The organism is Staphylococcus sp. Mo2-1 (genome assembly GCF_046721385.1).
GTDB lineage: Bacteria > Bacillota > Bacilli > Staphylococcales > Staphylococcaceae > Staphylococcus > Staphylococcus equorum_A.
On the sequence record NZ_JBEUUK010000001.1, the window covers coordinates 104,234 to 124,812 of the forward strand.

Consider the following 20,579-nt stretch of genomic DNA (forward strand, 5'->3'; position numbering starts at 1 on the left):
TGTTGACATTTTTTGTGCACGTTTTCCACGGCACAGCTTCATCCTGTAGTATTTGGCTCGTGTTTTATTAACGAGTTAGGGTTGGCTCAAATCTCTGCCTTTTTTAAAACCAAAAATAACAAACCATTTATCAATATGTGCATAGGTATTGTTGATATTCGGGTGTTTTATAGACAAGTTGAGATATTATTAATCACAAAATACTTTTAAAAATAAATCGTGTGCATTTTTAGTATATTTGAAATTATTTGAAAATTATTGAACAGTGCCCTGTGGATTGGTATAATTTAAAGTAATACTTTAGGAAATAGCATTAGGAGGAAAAAATCATGTCAGAAAAAATTGAATTTGTACAACGAGAAACACTTAAAGAAAAACCGGATCCAAGTGGTTTAGGTTTTGGAAAATACTTCACAGATTATATGTTAAGTTTCGACTACGATATTGATCAAGGATGGCATGATTTAAAGATTGTGCCTTATGGTCCAATTGAACTTTCTCCAGCGACTCAAGCACTTCATTATGGGCAAGCTGTATTTGAAGGCTTAAAAGCATATAAACATGATGGCGATGTTGATTTATTCCGTCCGTCTGAGAACTTTAAACGTATTAATGACTCTTTATCACGTTTAGATATGCCGAAAGTTGATGAAGAAGTTGTTTTAGAAGGTCTAAAACAATTAGTAGATATCGAACGTGACTGGGTACCTGAGGGTGAAGGTCAATCACTTTACATACGCCCGTACGTTTTCGCGACTGAAGGCATATTAGGCGTACGTCCTTCATACTCTTATAAATTACTTATCATTTTATCACCATCAGGTTCTTATTATGGTGGCGAGTCATTAAGCCCAACTAAGATTTATGTAGAAGATGAATATGTACGTGCTGTTCGCGGTGGCGTAGGTCACGCTAAAGTTGCAGGTAACTATGCGGCAAGTTTATTAGCACAAACAAATGCTTCTGCACAAGGTTACGACCAAGTACTTTGGTTAGATGGTGTAGAGCAAAAATATGTAGAAGAAGTAGGTAGTATGAACATCTTCTTCGTAGAGAATGGCAAACTTGTAACGCCAGAATTAAATGGTAGTATTTTACCTGGTATCACACGTAAAACAGTCATTGAATTAGCTGGCAATTTAGGCTATGAAGTTGAAGAACGTCGTGTATCGATTGATGAATTGATTGAATCACATAATAAAGGTGAATTAACTGAAGTATTCGGTACAGGCACTGCGGCAGTTATTTCTCCAGTAGGCCAATTGAAATATGGCGAAACTGAAATTGTGATTAATAATAATGAAACTGGTAAAATCACGCAAGACTTATATAACAACTACACTGGTATCCAAAGCGGTAAACTTGAAGACCCACAAGGTTGGAGAGTCGTAGTACCAAGATATTAATAGCTAACCAAAAGGCGCTTCTTTTTTAAAAGAAGCGCCTTTTATGTTTTATATATCTAGTCATTCAAATTGTTTTGTCTGATTTTCAATATATGATGTTTGTGTCAGCCATACTTGGAAAGCTTATTTTTGTCTCCATTTAGATACGATAGAATATGATATTTCGCATTTTCCTAAACAAATTTTATTGTTAGACGTATGCTTAAAAAACGACTACACTGATTAAACTTATGTAGAGGAGTGTGCAAAATGGATATAAAGAATAATACAATACTTATCACTGGTGGTGCTTCTGGTATAGGACTTCAGTTCACTAAAAAGTTTTATGAAAATGATAATAAAATTATTATATGTGGACGTAATACTGAAAAATTAAAAAGTATTCAAGAACAATTTCCAGAAATAACAACGAAGAAATGTGATATATCTAGTGCTGAAGAACGTTTGGATTTATATCATTGGGTAATTCAAAATTATTCAGATATTAACGTACTCGTAAATAATGCTCGGTATCCAAAACCGTTTTGATATTTTAAAAACCAATGCTACAACGAATTGGGAGAACTTAAATACAGAAATAAAATCCAATTTTGAAGCAACGGTTCAACTTTCAACATTATTTAGCCAATACTTTTCTGATAAAACAACAAATTCAAATATAATTAATGTTTCTTCGGGACTTGCTTTCTCACCTATGGCAATTGCGCCAATCTATTCAGCGACCAAAGCTGCAGTACATTCATTTACAGTTAGTTTAAGACATCAATTGTCGAACACAAATACAAGTGTTTATGAGGTTATTCCTCCCGCAGTAAATACTGATTTAGGCGGGGAGAATATTCATACTTCTGGTGCGGATCCTGTGGATTTTATTAATGAAATTTTTGATGGTTTAGTTCAAGGAAAGAATGAAATTGGATATGGCTCATCTAAAAAACGCCTTCAAATGTCAAAAGAAGCATTAGATGATTATACAGAAGAAATGTATCATACTTTGAAAAATACAATATAACTTTAATTTATATAAAGATATAAATTAACAGTAAATGTTTATTATTTTTGCGAATAAAGGGTAAAGAACATGTGTAAAACATAGAAGTATATAAAAATGTAATTAAGTATATAAATAGAAATGGTAAGCTATTTTTAATTTTAAGGGGAGGAAAATTTTATGAAATATCGCGAGTTAGGTAATACGGGCATGATGATCAGTGAAGTTAGTTTTGGTACATGGGCAATAGGTGGTGCCTGGGGTAAAACAAATGATGAAGATGCATTAAGTGCTTTAGAGTATGCAATTAATCAAGGCGTGAATTTCTTTGATACAGCTGATGTCTATGGAGACGGTCATAGTGAAGAATTATTAGCCAAGGCGACTGCAGGCAAAGAAGATGAAATTTATATTGCAACAAAATTCTGTCGACAAGGAGATATTGCTGACCCACAAAATTATAGTTATGAAACGGTAAAATCATACTGTGAAGACAGTCTGCGTCGATTAAACAGAAATACAATAGATTTGTTTCAAATCCATTGCCCTGCTACTGAAATTTTAAAAGAAGGCAGTGTGTTTAAAGTATTAGACCAATTAAAAGAAGAAGGTCTCATAAGACATTATGGGGTGAGTGTTGAGTCAGTTGAAGAAGGTTTAATATGTTTAGAATATCCTAATGTAGCAAGCTTGCAGGTTATTTTTAATATGTTCCGCCAAAAACCATTAGAGGAATTAATTCCTAAAGCTTACCAACAAGGTGTAGGTATCATTACGAGAGTGCCACTTGCAAGTGGATTGTTGACAGGAAAATTTACAGCGAAAACTCAATTTGCTGAAGATGATCATCGTAAATTCAATGAAAATGGGGAAGCTTTTAATGTAGGCGAAACATTTTCAGGACTAGGTTTTCAAAAAGGGGTAGAATTATCTGATCAACTAACATGGATTAAAGAAGGGCGACCTTCTATGGCAAGTGCGGCATTAAGATGGATTTTAGATGCTAAAGAAATATCTTGCATTAATCCAGGTTTTAGAAATGTGACACAAGTGAAACAAAATTTAGAGGCATTAGATACTAAATCTTTCACAGAGGACGAAAAGCTAAAAATTAAAAACTTTTACAAAGAAAAAGTCGAAGATTCTATCATGGGTACTTATTAATAAATTAAATTGGCAGTGGCTGACTGAATTGAAAATGCACTTATTCTAGTCATTCTTTCCGGGGTGGGACGACGAAATCTTATTAGAAAAATTAGATTTCTTTCCCCACTCCCTTTTTGTATTAAATGGCTTATGTAAAAATGTAATTACACTAATAGTTTATTGTAAAATCATTTTATTTCACAAATAAAAATAGTATTATGAATAATATAAAATATTATAATTAAATAAAAATTCAATGAAAGGATTTGTTTAGATGCGTTCACTTGCCAAAATAACTGCACAAGGTTCATATGTACCAGAAAAAGTCATGGATAATCAAGATTTTGAAAAAATTGTAGAGACTTCAGATGAATGGATACAACAAAGAACTGGTATTGTAGAAAGAAGAATTACAAATGAAGATGAGTATACAAGTGATATCAGCTATAAAGCAATTCTTGATCTACAAGAGAAATATCAAGTAGATTTAAAAGATGTAGATATGATTGTAAATGCAACATTAACACCAGATTATAAAACGCCAAGTGTCGCATCTTACGTGCAAGCTAAACTAGGTTTGAAAAATGCGGGTGCACTGGATATTAACGTCGCGTGTGCTGGATTTGCATATGGACTTAATATAGCGAATGGGCTCATTACTTCCGGACAAAATAAAAAAGTATTGGTTATTGGGTCAGAAACATTATCAAAAATTACTGACTACACAGATCGTAATACGTGTATATTATTTGGTGATGGGGCAGGCGCTTTTTTAGTAGAATATAGTGAAGACGACACTAGTTTTATAGCAAGTAGTGCTGGATCAGATGGTGATAAAGGACATAACTTATATTGCTCAGAATTGTCTGATGCAATGTTTGATGAGGATTTAGAAAATCCAGGTTATATTGTTCAAAATGGCCGTGGTGTTTATAAATGGGCAGTTGGTCATGTACCAAAAATTATTGATGAGACTCTAAATAAAGCAGATATCAATAAAGAAGATTTAGATTGGTTTGCCCCACATAGTGCTAACGCTAGAATGATAGAATCAATTTGTGATAAATCTGGTATAGAAAAAGAGAAAGCATTGATGAGCCTTAAATACTATGGCAATACGTCATCTGCTACGATTCCTCTATCTATAGACTTAGCAGTTAAAGAGAATAAATTGAAAAAAGGCGATTTAATTTTATTAGTTGGATTTGGTGGTGGCTTAGCTTACGCATCAACTTTAATCAGATGGACAATCTAGAAGCGCCTCTCAAAAAATTTTTAAATATAAAAAGAACATTATCGTCTTAGGAACACCAGATTAAAATAACAAGCTAGTTAAATTTTTATTTTTTACTTAAATAATTTTACAGTTGTATTATTAATTTTCAATAAACAAACTGCATGATGCCTAGGGGGCATAAAGATGAATAAACTCAGAACAATTTTGCAGGGGACAGGCACATTAATCTCTTTAATCAAAAATACACCGAATATTATTAAAGGTAACAAAGATGAATTTGAACCAAATGAAAGTTATTTAGATAAAAACAGTAATTTGAATAATAAAAGAATATTGTTTTTAGGTTCTTCAATTACTTATGGTGCTTGCATCTAAAGGAAACTCATTTGTAGAATTTTTAAATAAAGAATATGGTGTGGATACAATTAAAGAAGCTCAATCAGGAACGACATTAGTCGGTAAACAAAATTCAAGTTATGTAGAAAGATTAAAAAGTAAGGTTTCTACAGAAAATATATTAGATGGCTTTGTATGTCAGTTATCCACAAATGACGGAAGATTCAACAAACCTATAGGATCAATCAGTGAATCTTATAGTATTAATGATTTTGATACGGAAACAACCATAGGTGCCATCGAATTTATTATTTCGTATGTTAAAGAAAATTGGGATTGTCCTATTATATTTTATACTTGTATACGTGATAAAGACCCTTATTATGAATTTTTGATTAACAAACTATTAGAAATAAAAAATAAATGGGATATTCATATTATTAATGTATGGGGAGACAAGAGAATAAATAAACTAGCTAAAGATGACAACACGATGATGGCGGACGATGCTCACCCAACGCAAAAGGGTTATCGATATTTGTATACACCAATATTCTCTGAAAAGCTTAATGATATATTAAATGATTAAGAGACACCTTTAAAAATAAAGATTATTTTTTGCTATTTTTTCTAATGTTTTTCAACTTAAAATTTACGAGATACAAAAAACACCCTCCAAAGTTTTCACTTTTTAAGTGTCTACTTTGAAGGGAGCAATCAGTTTATAAACTTGTAGTGCCTTTTATGTGGACAGAACGACTAATAACCATAGTAACTTGAATATAAAATTTAATTTCAAGTAGTAATTGGACGAACTTGTAAAATATAAATTTCATCTTGTTGGATACCAAATTCTATATCAACAGGGTAACCAAAGGATGATTCTAATTTTTGAGTATACTTTGCTAATTCTTGCGCAATGTAATCATTAATACAATAAGTGTTTTTTTCCGTTTCAGTGGTTTCGACTTCAGATATACCTTCTTCACTAGCAAGCATTTTTATTTCTTTTAACCCAAGTTGTTTATCTATTTCAAAAGTGGATTTATTTACAATAAAAGTATCAGGCGTAACCATACCTGATACGATACTTTCTCCTAACCCATAACTCACATTGATTATACATTCATTTAAATTATCAGTAATTGGATTTTGGCTAAAAATAACGCCAGACGTTTCAGGAATGAGAAGTCCTTGTATCACAACACTCATAGATAAGTTATTTGTATCAACAGCCATTGTATTAAGATAACTTTGGACGCGTTCTGAAAAAATAGAGGCCCAACATAATTTGATTTTCTGAATAAGATCTTCTTTAGTTTGAACATTTAGGTATGTTTCATATTGTCCTGCAAATGAAGCATTGTCTAAATCTTCAGCGCTAGAGGATGAACGTACAGCAACTGCATTGAAGTTTTTCTTAATTAAATTGAAAGCATCTATAATTTCACAGTGAGTATTTTCAGGTAGCTCACCTTCAATAATTTTTTGACGAATATTACTATCATGAAGCGATATTTTATTAAACTCAACAAATTGTTGGAAAGTATTTGGTAAAATAATAAAACCATTTGGTACTGGCCAATTTGCTTGCTTAAGTTTAACTAAATTAAGTGCCTTTGATCCTATAGAATTTGTTATATTTTCTGCGTTGTCGAACGTCTGAGTATACATATGTTAACCCTCTTTGTGTTTTATATATTTAAATTTTTATAAAGCGTAGCTAGCAATAAAAAATTTACACTCTCTCATCAATTTTTACGCACCCATTTGTGCCTTCAACAGTCACGATATCTCCATCTTTCAACTCACTCGTAGCATTTTTAGTCCCAAGTACTGCGGGTATTTGATATTCACGTGCATTAATCCCTGGATGAGATAGTATGCCTCCAACATTTGTCACAATGGCTCCTGCTCTTAAAAATAGAACAGACCAAGCTGGCGTAGTCATATGTGTTACAAGAATATCACCATCTTCAAGTTTATTAAATTCATCTTCATTATTAATTATCTTTACAGCACCTGTATATATACCTTTAGAACCAGCTAGCCCTTTAATATATCCAGAAGGAGAAGTGTTTGTCTCTTCATTGTTTGAAGCGTCGCCAGTAGCTCTTTCAGAAATAATATCTAGGTTTTTTTCATTATGAGCAGGTGGGGTGCCATAATATGAAGGACTTTGTTCATTTATATTATGTTGATACTCTAATTTTCTTTCGGAAATCATTTCTGTTAGTGGTTCGGGATGTTTTAGAACTTCTTGAAGTTCATCTAAATATAAATAAAAAATATCTTCAGTTTCATTGATTATCTGTTGATTCACTAAGAAATTACTTAGATGCAAGAGTAATAAACGTGTCTTTGCTGTTGGCATTTCATCCATATAAAAGTGGTGGTCATCATCAAGATTGGATGCATCTAGTGCCCATTGATAATGTGTTTTAAATTGTTCTTTTGTTGTACCTTCTGGTATAGAAGATAAGACTGCTTCGTATTTGTGCACTCTTGTTTCTATAGCTTTTTGGAAACGTTGTTCTACATTTACATTACTACTGATATAACTAGCAATTGTCGTTAAAGGTATGGAAGGTTTTTCAAACCAAGTTTGATCTGTTAATACTCTTGATCTTACGGTTTTATTACCATAGTTACTTAAGAACTTTTGAAAATCTTTTTCGAATTTTCTTCCTGATGGTATCTCATGTAAGTGATTTAATAGTTCTGTGGGTTTAACAGTTTGGAATTTTAACTTAAGATCTTCATCTTCTTTCACTTGTTGTGATAGTTTGGAAAGTGCTTTATCTATTTCTAATGATTTATTCCACACGCCAATGAGCATGTCATAAATAATAGTGACATCTTTATCATCAGTTGCTTGTGCATAAAGTTTTTCCAAATCTTTATGTAGTTGGTGATGAGGTAACATGATTTCTGATTGGTAAGTAAATGATTTAGGATACATGTCCATGACGTAGTCGAGCATTGTTTGCGCACTATCAAAGGTAACTTCTTGCTCCAACATATAATCTATTTTTTCAAAAAATGGAAAAAAGAAGGTTTCTAGCACATTCTGAAAGCGTGTGTTTAATTCTGGATATATAGGCTGTACAATACTTAAAAATTGGTTGTGTCGTTCATTAATGTCATATTCGATAGGCTCACGTTTCATATAAATATGACTATTTTCAAATCTCGTTTTAATAGCGGGAACAGCCGCTTTGAATTGTTCTAAAGATTGATTTATTGAACCTTGGACTTCATATAGAAATGAAGCAAATAAAGGCTTAATAGTATCTGAGAGGATTGAAGTTTGTTCCCAATACCCTTCTTTTTTATCATTATCTGTTAACTGCATCAGCTGTTTATAGTTATCTATCACTTTAGTTTTCACAAAAATTCCTCCTAATATAAAAAATACATTCTGGTAACAACATGATTTAAAGTGTTTTGCAAAAGTTAATTGCTCACTCTTTAAACTACAAAGTGTTTGTTATTTAACAATGTATAAATTATATTAACAGGTAAAAATATATTATTCAATCAACACTTAATAAATAAAGTCTATTAAGTGTCATAACTTTTAAAGTTTTAAAAAGATTTAAAAAGAAGAAAAGGCGGGAATGTGCAATCAAATTTTGATTGCACATTCCCGCCTCCACAAGGATGACTAGAGATCAGACAGTTAATATTCAATCCATTAAAAATAATAGATTGAGCTTTCCATTTGAGAATGAGACATTTATGTCCCAGACTCATGAAGTTTAAAATTTACTGAAATGTATTTCTGATATTTTTTCAACTAAATATTTAGGAGTATAGGGCATATCTTCTTTTAACCAACATACAATTGTTCCAATGATAGCGGAAGATTCGTACCATAATTTTATATCTTTGTTTTTGGTATCTTTGCTTTGCTCTATACCGTTATATATTTTTGTTTCAATGATATTTAAAACTTCATTTCTAAAGCCTGGTAATTTATTAGAAACTAAAATCAATTTATAGAGACGGCTCTCTTTCTGTACGTGTGTTAAAAAATTAATGAGATTGTTCCAATTGTGTGAGTCATCTTCATATGCAGATAAATTTTCACGAACTGTATTCACTGTTTCAATTGCTAGTTTCTCTAACATATCAGTTAAATCTTTATAATGTGAATAAAAAGTAACTCTATTAATCATTGCTTTCTCACTTAACATATTGATTGTAATGCTTTCAACATTTTTTTCTTCTAGTAAATCAATTAATGCATTTTTAAGCATGTAACGTGTTCTTTCTATTCTTAAATCATGTTTCTTCATAAATATAGCACCTCAAACAATTTTTTGATTTTTGTCTTTTATTAAAACTTTAATAAACGTAATGATTTAAAAGGTAAGTTAAACAACAAAAAACGATATTTTGTAATTTGTTTATCCGTTTGAACTCTATTATAATAGTTCATTGTTAATTAAACAACAAAGTGTAATTTAAAAATGAAGGAGTCTTAATAGTGAGTAATCAAATTAATGTAAATAAATTTCCTAAAAAAATAATTATCACTATTTTAATTTTGGGAACATTTTTAACAGCTTTTAATCAAACTGTAATGAGTGTAGCAACGCCAGAAGTCATGAAAGATTTAAATGTTTCAGCGGCTACAGCGCAGTGGTTAACAACCGCCTATATGTTAGTCAATGGCGTGTTGGTACCAATTACTGCATTTTTAATGAAACGATTTACGACGAAACAATTATTTACGAGTGCAATGTTTTTATTCTTACTTGGTTCATTGATAGCGAGCAATGTCTACTGATTTTACATTTCTGTTAGTCGGAAGAATGGTTCAGGCCTCAGGGGCAGGCATTATGATTCCGCTCTTGTATAGTGTAGTAATGATTTTATATCATCCGTCTGAACGCGGTACGGTCATGGGTATGGTTTCTTTAGCAGTATTATCTGCACCAGCCATTGGACCAACTATTTCAGGTTATGTTATTGATGCACTGTCATGGCATTCACTATTCGGTATTTTAGTACCTGTATCACTTATCGTTATTGTATTAGGATATTTCTTCCTAGAAAACGTAACTGAAACACAGAAAGACAAAATTGATTTAACGAGTATGTTATTATCAACAATCGCATTTTCACTTATATTATATGGCTTTAGTAGCGCAGGTGAAATGGGATGGACAAGTAATATCGTGATGTTTTCATTTGTAGTTGGTATTATTTCACTGATTCTATTTGTTGTAAGACAATTGAAAGCTACAAATCCATTCTTGGATCTAAAAGTATTTAAATACGGCACATTTACATTAACGAATATTATTAATATAGGCGTTACGATTATTATGTATGCCGATATGATTTTATTACCTATCTATTTACAAAATGTACTTGGCTATTCGGCTATGGAATCAGGTGTCTTCATGCTTCCTGGTGCAGTATTAATGGTCGCGATGAGTCCGATAGCAGGTAAATTATATGATTTATTTGGCGCAAAATGGATTACTATCGTAGGTGTTATCATAACTATTGTCTCAACAATACCTTTTATGGACTTGTCACAAGACACGAATTACTATTATTTATTAGCGGCAAGTACTGGAAGAAGAATTGGCATGGCCTTACTTTTAACACCAATTCAAACTGCTGGTTTAAATGTAATACCAAAAGAATTAAGCGCGCATGCTTCAGCAGTATGGAATACAATCAGACAAATTGTCGGCGCGATTGGCACCTCATTGCTTGTTACAATTATGACTATGGGTTCAAACAATTATATTACCGATCATGCTAGTACATCTAAACCTCAAGAACAATTAATGCTTCTAGCAAATATTCAAGGTATCAATATTGCTTACTTTGCCATTATTGTAGTAGCTGTTGTCAGTTTAGTACTATCCTTTTGGATTAAAGAAAGTAAAGCTATAAAGGAAGACTAATTTTATAAAATGAACTTGATTAAGAGACGTTTTGTTTCAATAAGGTGTCCCTCAAAGCGTCAACAAAGTATTCAACTTTGTTGACGCTTTTTTTGTGCTGACTTTACGCGAGCATAGTTGGTATTTTATTAACTAGTCAGAAGTCGGCCAAAATCACTGACATTTAAAAAAGAGTGCATAAGGAAACAATTAGAAAATTGTTAACTCAGGGTATTTGTTGAATTCCAATTTATACTCTGTGTTTATTTTTTAAAGAACAGTAGAAATCTTATAGTTAGCAAAAACATTAAGATCTTCTAAAAATGTATTCAGGTGCTTATTATTAGGGAATCGGCATTCTAGCAAATAACAACCATCACCTATTATTTTGTAATTATGTAGTATATAAATGGCTTTTGTATCGACAAATGTTAAAAAAGGTTGGTGCGATATTTTATTCATGTAAATATGTATAAAAGCATGAATAGCACAATCTAAACTTTCCTGGTTCACTTGAATTGTATAGTTCTGAATGACACCATCACTTTCTAATTTAGAGACTCGTGTGTTCACAGCTTGACCAGTTAAATTAACTTTTTGACCCAAATCTTTCATTGTAATTTTAGCATTTTGTTGAAGTTCATTAATAATCATCTTATCAGTATTATCGATAGCCATATAAGTCACTCCTTTTTCATTTATCAAGCAAATACGGCAAAACTTTTTCACCAAGTTATGTATTATTCATGGCTTTACTAATAGAATAAAAGTATCACATAAAGGAGGAATTGTAATGAATATAACTCATGTAAGAAATGCGACACTTATTATTGAATATGCAGATAAAAAGTTTTTAATAGATCCAATGTTGGGAGAAAAAGGCTCATTTCCACCATTTCCGAATGCACCTAGAGATGATCAAAATAATCCTTTAGTTGAATTACCTATGTCAGTAAATGAAATCATTACAGGTGTGGATGCAGTCATTTTGACACATTTACATTTAGACCATTTCGATGAAGCAGCTCAAAAAATATTACCAATAGATATTAAAATTTACACGCAGAACAGTGAAGATGCTGAAGAAGTGAAAAATGTTGGTTTCACAGATGTTGAAGCTTTAAAAGAGACAAATCAATTCGGAGATATCCAAGTAATTAAAACACCAGGTCAACACGGTCGCGGTGATATAGTTAAAAGTGCAGGTAATGTCTGTGGTTTGATATTCCAACATGATAATGAAAAATCATTATACATTGCTCGGAGATACAGTTTGGTATGATGAAGTTGGAAAAACTTTAAAAACTTATAGCCCTGAAATTATAGTGGTTAATGGTGGAGATAATCAATTTAATGAGGGGGGTTCATTGGTTATGGATGAAAATGATATTTATGAAGTTGCCAAGTTAATGACATCCTCTGAGATTATCGTCATTCATATGGAAGCTGTAAATCATTGGAACCTTTCGAGAGATTACTTAAAGCAATTCGCAAAAGAAAACCAATTTTCATCACAACTTAAAGTACCAAACGATGGAGATAAATATACTTTTTAAATAATAAAAATTAAATCTAAAAAAGTAATTACTATACGAATACTACGGAATTTGGTCCTAAGAAAAGCGTGCAAAAAAATGCCGACACAGTTGGAAACTTTGTCGACACTCTGAGACACTTCTTTTTAAAAGAAGTGTCTCAGTTGTTTTTCTGATGTTTACAGATTACATTTTATATATCTAGTAACTCAAATTGTTTTATTTGTTTTTCAATACTTGTAGGTTTAGTATTTTCTTTTTCTTCTTTGTGCATATTTTTATGTTCTTCAACATGCGCCGGACGTGATACCCATGCTTGAAAATTCTTTTTTTCATTCCATTTCGATACAATAGAGTATGAAATTTTAGACTTTGTTTCATTTTTCCAAATTTCCACGTCTATTAAACCCTCATATCCTGAAAAATCTTCTTTAGCATGGCTGATTTTGTTATCCAAAATCGCTCTATCTTCTAAAGAAGCTGTAAAATTAGCTTGTGCTATGAACATGTATTTCATTCCTCCTTAACGATATTGATTAATTTTAGCAAAAATAAAAAGTTAAAACATATGAAATGCATTAAATTAATATTCTATGATTAAAACAATCGAAATTAAGTCAGTGTTTGGTTTTTTAGATAATTGGTGAGGGTCCTTCTTTCATAAGCGTTTTCCTTTTTGAAACAAAATTTGAAATGTTAAGAGCACTTTTTAAAAGAGGTGCCTTTGTACTATGTTTATTAATTGAAGTTAATACTCTCCATATTCTCTTCCATAGGCTTCCATCATATCTATAATTGGCATAAGAGCTTTACCTTTGTTTGTTAGACTATACACAACTTTAGGCGGAACTTCTGCATAAACGGTTCTATTAATAAGACCATCATTTTCCAATTCTTTAAGTTGTTTCGTTAAAGAACCTTGAGAAATACTTGTTAAAAATTTCTTTATCTCTCCAAATCTATAATCACTTTCTTTTAAATACCATAAAATTAAATTCTTATAACGACCTGACAAAATATTCTGGGTATAAGCGATACCATAAACGTCTCGATGTTCTTCTATAACGTTTTCGTCAAAACCATAATTACATATTTTAACCATCTAAACACCTCCATATCACAATAGTACATTTTTTAATACTATGTCATTATTTATTGCCTACTTCAATAATGATGCCATTCGTATTAATATACTACATATGATATTTATTGAAAAGGAGTAACATAATGAAAAACAGAGTGACTGAAATATTTAATATAGAAAAACCGATTATTCAAGGACCTTTGAATTCATTAACAAACCCTAAGTTTATTGCCTCTGTGAGTGAAGCAGGTGGATTAGGAATAATGGGACCTAATGCTGGTGATGCAAGAGTGACACGTTCGCCAGTTGAAACGACAGAGCGTATGAGAAAAGAAATTAAAAAAATTAAGCAACTCACAAATAAACCTTTTGCCTCAACAATTATGGTAAGTGAAGATCTTACTTACGTTGCATATATCGTTGATATGCTTATTGAAGAAAAAGTGCCAGTTGTATTGATCAATGGACTATTAGATGAAGAAATATTTACTAAGTTAAAAGATAATAATATGAAAATTATATTCCGACCAATTACGCCTACAACTGAAAATGCGAAAGCCGCTGAAGCAATGGGTGCAGATGTATTTGTAGCTACTGGGTTTGATGAAGGTGGAACAGTACCAGAACGAGTGATTGGCACTTTTTCGATTGTACCGATGATTGCTGATGTAATTAACATTCCAGTAATTGCTGCTGGAGGCATTGGTGACGTAAGGGGTGTCAGAGCTTCCTTTAGTTTAGGTGCAGAAGGCGTATATGTTGGTAGTGTCCTTATTCCTACTTTTGAAAACCCAGCTGCTGAAAATGTAAAACAGTACATTGTTGATTCAAAAGCTGAAGATTTAATTCTTTTCAGAACACTTCCAGCTTATTATCGTTCGCTTCCGGGTAAATTAGCAAAAGAGTTAGAAGTAATGGATAAAGAAGGCGCAACAAATGAAGAACTTGGGCAACATATGGGTGCTTGGAAGAAATATGAGACTTGGTATGGTTGAAGGAGATACAGAAAATGGTTATGTTTCTGTGGGTACGGGTATCAGTCCTATCAAATCTATTCGAAGTGTAAAAGAAGTTATTGATGATTTAATGCAAGATTTGAAATAAAAAATAGTTTATTAGGAGGAGAATTAATATGAATTTTGGCATTATAGGCGTTGGAAATATAGGAACAGTACTTTCACATAAATTAGTGAATAATGGTCATGAAGTTAAAGTAGCAGATGCAAGAAGTATAGATAAATTAAAAAGCAAAAACTTTTCAGGGCAAGCTGTTGAAGTAGAAGATGTTATAAAAGATATAGATATTTTAATCATTGCAATTCCATTTCTTGCGACACCAGATTTGAAATATCTTATGAATCAAGTTGATGACGATGTTATTATCGTTGATACTGCGAATTATGCTCCGATTCTTAGAGATAAAAATATTGAGGAACTTGATAATGGTATGTCTGATAGTGTATGGGTGAGTCAACAATTAGGAAAACCAGTTATTAAAGCATTTAATAACTTATTAGAAGAGACATTAGATGATAAAGGCGCTCCTGAAAATACTGAAAATAGAATTGCTATGGCTATAGCAGGTGATAATCAAAAAGATAAAGAAATTATTATGGATATAGTTAGCGAAATAGGCTTTGATACTGTAGATAGTGGCTCATTAAAAGATTCTTGGAGACATCAACCTGGCACACCCGCATATTGTACGGAATTAACAAAAGAAGAATTAGAACAAGCATTGGATCGCGCTGATAATGAGAAGAGACCATTCTTAAGAGAGAAAATGATTAATGAGATTCAAAACTTATCAAAAGATGAATTTTCAACAGATAAAGTAGTTCAACTCGGAAGAAAAGTTTATAATCCTTAGGTAAATGTTGCTTGCTATAACGTGATTATTTTTAACAAAAGTGCACAGAAAATAATTATAATCTAGACGTATTTTAATTTTAAAATGTTTAAAGAGGCTGGGGCATATCATATGTCTTAGCCTCAGTTTTTTATATTGGCAGTGGCTGACTGAATTGAAAATGCGCTTATATATAGACTTTAAAGCACTACAACTTCATTTATGAAGACAAATGCATACACATTACTCGTTTGAATTCATCATCGTTAAATTACCTTGCTTAAAAAAATTGAGCTTAGCGGTAAGCTTCTCATCAATATCATATAACTCTTGAATTTTATTTCTAATTTCTTGTTGGTATTGTTTAATGTAATTTTCACTTTCTTCAACAGTTAAATTTTGCATACCTATGATTTGGTTTGAGTCGATATCTAGTTTTTTTAAATATTTTACTAATAACAACCAATTAAGATTTTGTTCAGTATATTGACGATAGTTATTCTTGTCTCGTGCTATATTTGAAATAATACCAATTTTTTCATAATAACGGAGCGTATCTTTCGTAAAGCCTGTATGTTCAACGATTTCTTTCGTTTTATAAAATTTTGCGTTCAATGTTAATTCCCCCTTGCTATGGAGTTGGCTCCATAGTATACAGTAATAATTATAAAAATGAAAATAGAAAGAAGAGGGGGAAATAAAATGAATTTAGAAAAAATAGCAGTAATTACAGGTGGTACTTCAGGTGTTGGTAAAAAAACAGCAATTGATTTAGCTAAAAAATATGACCGTTTTATTAATTGGTAGAAACAAAGATAAAGGTGAAAAAGCGGTAGATGAGATCATTAAATTAACAAGGAATGTTAATATAACATTTCATTCAGTTGATTTAACAAATAAAAAAGAAATTGATGAATTTGCAAAAACAATTGTAAAACAAGAATCAAAAATTGATGTTTTAGTTAATGCCGCCGGAGCGCTTATAAAAAAAGAAGAATTAACAGAAAATAATTATAATAAAAATTATGTAGTAAATTATTTGGGGCATTTTTGGCTTACAGAAAAATTATTACCATTGTTAAAAAATGCTGAACAAGGGCGTATTTTAACAGTAGGTGGATTGCCCATTTTGGTTAATCGAGGGTTAGTTAAATTACCTTCTATTGATGAAATACGTAATAGTAAAAGCAATAAGGTTAGGCAAGCATTGACCTCTAAAGTATTATACACACTAGCATTATCTCAAAAGTTAGAGGGAACTTCTGTAACGGCTAATATATTTCATCCTGGCTATGTTACTGATTCTAATTATGCTATGCCTACATCTTTAATAGGTCGTTTTGTATATAAAGTATTTGGTAGAATTTTGACATATATTTTCAATATGGTATCAGAACCAAATCCAAAAATAGGATTAAAACTAGCATTAGATAATTCACTTTCTAGAACGACTGGAAAATTATTTAATGAAAAAGGGGAAATTGTACCATTATCTAAGCGTTACAGTCAGGATAAAATTGAAAAGATATGGGAAAATAGTCAACAATTTTAATGAAATTGACCATCTACAAAGATTTAAATTTTAATGATTCAGTGTAAGAATAATATTAGATTTTTTTCGACATTCTGAAGGACATCGAATTAATTACAGTGAATCTGTTTTATTGTCCTAGTTTCATTCCTACAATTTTTTAATTACTAGTAATTAAAAAAGGCATAACCAAATAGCCTTTATGATTTATTTGTATAAACTTATGATTATTTTAGTATGGTGACTTAAGATAATCATACTTTTCATTTTCAGTAACTAAATAATGAATTGTTTTCAATAGACGGTTCATACAAGCTAAGAAAGCAGTCTTATGAGAGTTCTCATTAGGTCGCGTTCTTAATTTATAATAATAACCTCCTCTGTTAACTCCCTTGTATCTAGGATAGAAATAATATTTTGGAAAGCATTAAATTCTCTTGCTAAATCAATCATTTCATTATCTAGCTTATCCTTCTATTAAATAGAAAATTTTAATTGTTGAGTAATAATTTGAATGTTTGGGCTAAAAATGATTGTACATCTAAATTTTTATATTAATAACTTACGGTAGTGTCTTTTAAAAGGGTGTATAAATTTACAATTTATATACGAATAATATTTTATATGTTAGATACTTATCTAACATAAGAAAGTGGAATTTTAAATTGTGCAGAATTAGTTTTTAATTAAAAATAAGTGTTGAAATATTAGAGGGGAATGTTTATTATTAAGTTGTCGGAATTTTCAGAATGGAGAAACCTAAGATGAATCAAACAATGTCTTTTCTAATGTTTTATTTTAAAATGCTATTGAACGATAAAATTACAATGATATGGACCATTATACTACCTATCATTTTAGCATTAATTAGTTATTATCCTAATGGCCCTTCAAACTATACAATTTTAGAGAAGCAAACTTTTATTTTTTCATTTTGGGCATTTATAGCTTCTATTACATACCTTAATGGTGTGGGCATGCAAATTTCTAGGATACGAGAAGAAGGACTATTGAAAACTTTTGTTATGATCACTGGAAAAAAGTACCCTTTCATTCTTGCTATTGCAATTTCGCAGTGTTTGTTATCGATGATTTCAATCCTTATATTTACAATAGTGTTTGGTTTTTTATTAAACATACTAACAATTAGTATAATTATTAAACCTGTGATTTTTATAATTATAGTGGCTCCATTATCCTTGTTTTTTATAGTCTTATCGTACATACCAGTAAAAGTAGATACGCTATCAACAATAGTTAATATGTTTACTTTGCTATTATTTTATGTGACTAATAACACCCAAAATAATTTCAAGGGTTTTGAATGGCTAAACCCACTATATTTTTTTCAACAAATAGCAGTTAATTTATTAACATTCTCAAATTTTATTAATTTCATTTCTTCGATTGTACCTATAATATTCTATACGTTATATGTAGTTATAGGCATTATTTGTATGAAACACATTGATATAAATTCAAAGACAAAGAGGTAGATAATGTGATGTACTATGTCGAAAATCTAAGTTATAAATATAAAAAAAATAATGAAATGACTTTAAAAAAAGTGAGCTTTGAGATTAAACCGGGAATGTTGAATGTGCTAGTAGGTGAAAATGGCTCGGGGAAAACTACTATAATGGATTGTATTACTAAAAGTTTAAATTCAAATTTTGATAACAATCTTCCCAAAACAAACGAAATACTATATATGACACAAAATATTTTTTTTGCTCCTACTAATAGTGGTAAAGATGTGAAGAATTTAATAAAAGGACTATTGTCTAAAAAAGTAGTGGGTAATTTTGACGAAATGATTGTAGCTAGTTTGAGCGAAAACGAGAAAGAAAAATATAACCATTTGTTGAATATAAATATGGGTGAAATGTCTGTCGGAGAAAGGAAGTGGCTATACCTTCAATTATTCTCAAAAATAACTAAAAAACTATATTTATTTGATGAGCCGACGAGCGGGGTTGATCCAGTATCAAGAAAATTAATAATGAAGAGATTAGAGAGTTTAATTAGACATAATCGTCAATGTTTAATATCAACTCATCAATTACAAGATTTACAACATATTAAAACCAACATTATCTTTCTTCATAATGGTTGTATTGTGTATCAAGGAGATTTTCATGAATGGCTAAAAATCAATGGAACTAATAACCCTGATATCGCTTTCGAAAGAACAATAAATTGAAAGTCAATTTGATATAATCGGTAATGAATGTTTTAACTATCAGTTTCACGGATATTTAACTCAATAAACTTATCCTATAATCAATGTAAGATAATTATTTAAAGATATGAGCTATAGACAGACTAGGCATCACTGAAATTATTGCAGTGATGTCCTTTATTTTGTGTTTTGTCTATTTTGAATATTTTCTTGCTCTTTCTTAGCACCGTTCAATATTTCATCTATATGATAAAAGCCATTTACAATTATGATAGAAAGAATAATTAATCCAATGCCCTTGATCCAACTTTTGGGAGACGTAGGCTTTTGTCTCTTTAAAAAAAACGTGCCAATTAACGTTGCAACTACAATGATTACGAATAGATATACCATATATCATCTTCCTTTTTATAAAAATTAAATATCAAGAAAAAATTAACTTAACTTTTAAATAATATTAACATAAAGGGATGTTTTTTCAAGGTTCTCCAAAACATTGAATTTAAGAATAATATTCTCCCAGTTTCATTATTTGTTTAGCCTTAAGTGTTTATATTAAAATAAAGTGCGATATAATTTAATATGAAGTTAATACATAGGAGCTGTTCAAGCGATGAAATGGATTTTATTTGATAAAGATGGTACGTTAATATACTTTGACGGTAGTTGGATGAAGATTGGCTTGCAACTCGTCGACGATTTCATGGAAGCATATAAGGTCGATATCCATGATATAGATGCGAGCATATAAGCATTTAGGTATCGTAGATGGAGAAATTCAACCTGGCACAATAATGGCATCAGGTGCTTTAGAAGAAATGGTCAAAGCGTTATGTGATATTGCTGGTCAGGACGTTTCTAAGTGGGCACAAAAGAGGAGCCAAACACTTGTTGATAATAGAGTGCCAGAAAATGTTCTGGTAGAAGGCATTTATGAAACATTGGAGACGCTACAAAATCAAGGTTATAAAATGGGGATAGTAACAAGCGATTCTAAAAAAGGTGTAGAACAATTTTTAGAAGCAACTGAATTTGACCATTTCTTTGATGTAGTCATATCTACGGAAGCTAATGCAGTTGAAAAGCCTAATCCAGAAGTGCTTAATCCCTTGTTTAACAATTACGACGTATCACCACAAGATGTAATCATCGTGGGTGATACTGCCAATGATATACAAACAGGTGTAAATGCTAAGTTAGGCCTTACAATCGCTGTATTAACAGGCGTAGGCTTAGAACAAGAACTTAATAAAGCTGACCATATTGTAGATAACGCGAATCACGTTCTCGGGATATTAAATCAATATGCGTAGTTCACAAATTGTGTCATAATATACGTATCGTATATTATGACTTTTTTCTTTAATATAAAC

19 protein-coding genes and 4 pseudogenes are annotated in these 20,579 nt (G+C 31.1%); 14 read left to right on the forward strand and 9 right to left on the reverse strand.

The window, feature by feature from the left end; translation table 11 throughout:
• Positions 1–329 precede the first annotated feature (329 nt).
• The 6 genes and pseudogenes from ABLV95_RS00455 (at position 330) to ABLV95_RS00480 (ending at position 5,705) form a co-directional block, all read left to right on the forward strand.
• Entirely contained in the window at positions 330–1,406 is a 1,077-nt protein-coding gene (locus ABLV95_RS00455) for a branched-chain amino acid aminotransferase (RefSeq protein ID WP_460876124.1), read from the forward strand.
• 249 nt (positions 1,407–1,655) lie between these two features.
• Positions 1,656–2,418 (forward strand): annotated as a pseudogene (locus ABLV95_RS00460) (SDR family oxidoreductase).
• A 159-nt stretch (positions 2,419–2,577) separates the two neighbouring features.
• Positions 2,578–3,561: an aldo/keto reductase gene (locus ABLV95_RS00465; RefSeq protein WP_427705419.1), complete on the forward strand. Its 984-nt coding sequence runs from the start codon at positions 2,578–2,580 to the stop codon at positions 3,559–3,561.
• Between the two features lie 256 nt (positions 3,562–3,817).
• Positions 3,818–4,798 carry a ketoacyl-ACP synthase III gene (locus ABLV95_RS00470; RefSeq protein ID WP_460876126.1) on the forward strand — a complete coding sequence of 327 codons (981 nt, stop codon included), beginning with the start codon at positions 3,818–3,820 and terminating at the stop codon, positions 4,796–4,798.
• Between the two features lie 165 nt (positions 4,799–4,963).
• The gene (locus ABLV95_RS00475) at positions 4,964–5,155 is read left to right on the forward strand and encodes a hypothetical protein (RefSeq protein WP_460876128.1); all 192 of its coding nucleotides are present in this window, start codon (positions 4,964–4,966) and stop codon (positions 5,153–5,155) included.
• Complete coding sequence (locus tag ABLV95_RS00480; protein WP_460876130.1) at positions 5,139–5,705, forward strand: SGNH/GDSL hydrolase family protein; 567 nt, start codon at positions 5,139–5,141, stop codon at positions 5,703–5,705. Before ABLV95_RS00475 ends, ABLV95_RS00480 begins: the two co-directional genes overlap by 17 nt.
• Before the next feature lie 206 nt (positions 5,706–5,911).
• Here ABLV95_RS00480 and ABLV95_RS00485 read toward each other — a convergent pair whose 3' ends face one another.
• From ABLV95_RS00485 to ABLV95_RS00495, 3 genes are all read right to left on the reverse strand, one after another.
• Positions 5,912–6,790, reverse strand: a complete 879-nt coding sequence (locus ABLV95_RS00485; protein WP_427705414.1) for a PEP/pyruvate-binding domain-containing protein — start codon at positions 6,788–6,790, stop codon at positions 5,912–5,914.
• Positions 6,791–6,854: 64 nt separating this feature from the next.
• Positions 6,855–8,507 (reverse strand): PEP-utilizing enzyme, encoded by a 1,653-nt coding sequence (locus ABLV95_RS00490; protein WP_427705412.1) that lies wholly within the window; start codon positions 8,505–8,507, stop codon positions 6,855–6,857.
• A 370-nt stretch (positions 8,508–8,877) separates the two neighbouring features.
• Complete coding sequence (locus ABLV95_RS00495) at positions 8,878–9,417, reverse strand: TetR/AcrR family transcriptional regulator (protein ID WP_285323514.1); 540 nt, start codon at positions 9,415–9,417, stop codon at positions 8,878–8,880.
• Positions 9,418–9,608: 191 nt separating this feature from the next.
• Between ABLV95_RS00495 and ABLV95_RS00500 the strand changes: the two genes are divergently transcribed.
• Positions 9,609–9,911: an MFS transporter gene (locus ABLV95_RS00500; protein ID WP_460876133.1), complete on the forward strand. Its 303-nt coding sequence runs from the start codon at positions 9,609–9,611 to the stop codon at positions 9,909–9,911.
• Between the two features lie 25 nt (positions 9,912–9,936).
• Positions 9,937–11,046, forward strand: a complete 1,110-nt coding sequence (locus ABLV95_RS00505) for a DHA2 family efflux MFS transporter permease subunit (protein ID WP_460876727.1) — start codon at positions 9,937–9,939, stop codon at positions 11,044–11,046.
• 249 nt (positions 11,047–11,295) lie between these two features.
• On the opposite strand, the gene ABLV95_RS00510 is transcribed toward ABLV95_RS00505, so the two are convergent.
• On the reverse strand, positions 11,296–11,703 hold the full coding sequence (locus tag ABLV95_RS00510) for an Lrp/AsnC family transcriptional regulator (protein WP_285323515.1): 408 nt from the start codon (positions 11,701–11,703) through the stop codon (positions 11,296–11,298).
• Positions 11,704–11,818: 115 nt separating this feature from the next.
• Between ABLV95_RS00510 and ABLV95_RS00515 the strand changes: the two are divergent.
• Positions 11,819–12,581: pseudogene (locus ABLV95_RS00515) on the forward strand (MBL fold metallo-hydrolase).
• A 172-nt stretch (positions 12,582–12,753) separates the two neighbouring features.
• On the opposite strand, the gene ABLV95_RS00520 reads toward ABLV95_RS00515, so the two are convergent.
• Both ABLV95_RS00520 and ABLV95_RS00525 read right to left on the reverse strand, forming a co-directional pair.
• The gene (locus tag ABLV95_RS00520) at positions 12,754–13,068 is read right to left on the reverse strand and encodes an antibiotic biosynthesis monooxygenase family protein (RefSeq protein WP_427705406.1); all 315 of its coding nucleotides are present in this window, start codon (positions 13,066–13,068) and stop codon (positions 12,754–12,756) included.
• Positions 13,069–13,308: 240 nt separating this feature from the next.
• Entirely contained in the window at positions 13,309–13,662 is a 354-nt protein-coding gene (locus ABLV95_RS00525) for a winged helix-turn-helix transcriptional regulator (RefSeq protein WP_069816957.1), read from the reverse strand.
• Positions 13,663–13,787: 125 nt separating this feature from the next.
• On the opposite strand from ABLV95_RS00525, the gene ABLV95_RS00530 reads away from it, so the two are divergent.
• Together ABLV95_RS00530 and ABLV95_RS00535 are read left to right on the forward strand one after the other, a co-directional pair.
• Positions 13,788–14,639: a nitronate monooxygenase gene (locus ABLV95_RS00530; RefSeq protein WP_460876136.1), complete on the forward strand. Its 852-nt coding sequence runs from the start codon at positions 13,788–13,790 to the stop codon at positions 14,637–14,639.
• Between the two features lie 137 nt (positions 14,640–14,776).
• A complete protein-coding gene (locus tag ABLV95_RS00535) occupies positions 14,777–15,514 on the forward strand; it encodes an NADPH-dependent F420 reductase (protein ID WP_427705404.1) in 738 nt (245 codons plus the stop codon).
• A gap of 222 nt (positions 15,515–15,736) precedes the next feature.
• Here the strand turns inward: ABLV95_RS00535 and ABLV95_RS00540 are convergent, their stop codons facing one another.
• On the reverse strand, positions 15,737–16,108 hold the full coding sequence (locus ABLV95_RS00540; RefSeq protein WP_427705401.1) for a MerR family transcriptional regulator: 372 nt from the start codon (positions 16,106–16,108) through the stop codon (positions 15,737–15,739).
• A 169-nt stretch (positions 16,109–16,277) separates the two neighbouring features.
• Between ABLV95_RS00540 and ABLV95_RS00545 the strand changes: the two genes are divergently transcribed.
• On the forward strand, positions 16,278–17,045 hold the full coding sequence (locus ABLV95_RS00545) for an SDR family NAD(P)-dependent oxidoreductase (RefSeq protein ID WP_427705399.1): 768 nt from the start codon (positions 16,278–16,280) through the stop codon (positions 17,043–17,045).
• Positions 17,046–17,256: 211 nt separating this feature from the next.
• Here the strand turns inward: ABLV95_RS00545 and ABLV95_RS00550 are convergent.
• A pseudogene (locus ABLV95_RS00550) lies at positions 17,257–17,397 on the reverse strand (IS110 family transposase); the annotation flags it as partial.
• Positions 17,398–18,528: 1,131 nt separating this feature from the next.
• Between ABLV95_RS00550 and ABLV95_RS00555 the strand changes: the two are divergent.
• A complete protein-coding gene (locus ABLV95_RS00555) occupies positions 18,529–19,227 on the forward strand; it encodes an AAA family ATPase (RefSeq protein ID WP_427707077.1) in 699 nt (232 codons plus the stop codon).
• 156 nt (positions 19,228–19,383) lie between these two features.
• Here ABLV95_RS00555 and ABLV95_RS00560 read toward each other — a convergent pair whose 3' ends face one another.
• Positions 19,384–19,599: a hypothetical protein gene (locus tag ABLV95_RS00560; RefSeq protein ID WP_427705397.1), complete on the reverse strand. Its 216-nt coding sequence runs from the start codon at positions 19,597–19,599 to the stop codon at positions 19,384–19,386.
• Positions 19,600–19,819: 220 nt separating this feature from the next.
• On the opposite strand from ABLV95_RS00560, the pseudogene ABLV95_RS00565 reads away from it, so the two are divergent.
• Positions 19,820–20,519, forward strand: a pseudogene (locus tag ABLV95_RS00565) (HAD family hydrolase).
• The last annotated feature ends 60 nt before the right edge of the window (positions 20,520–20,579 follow it).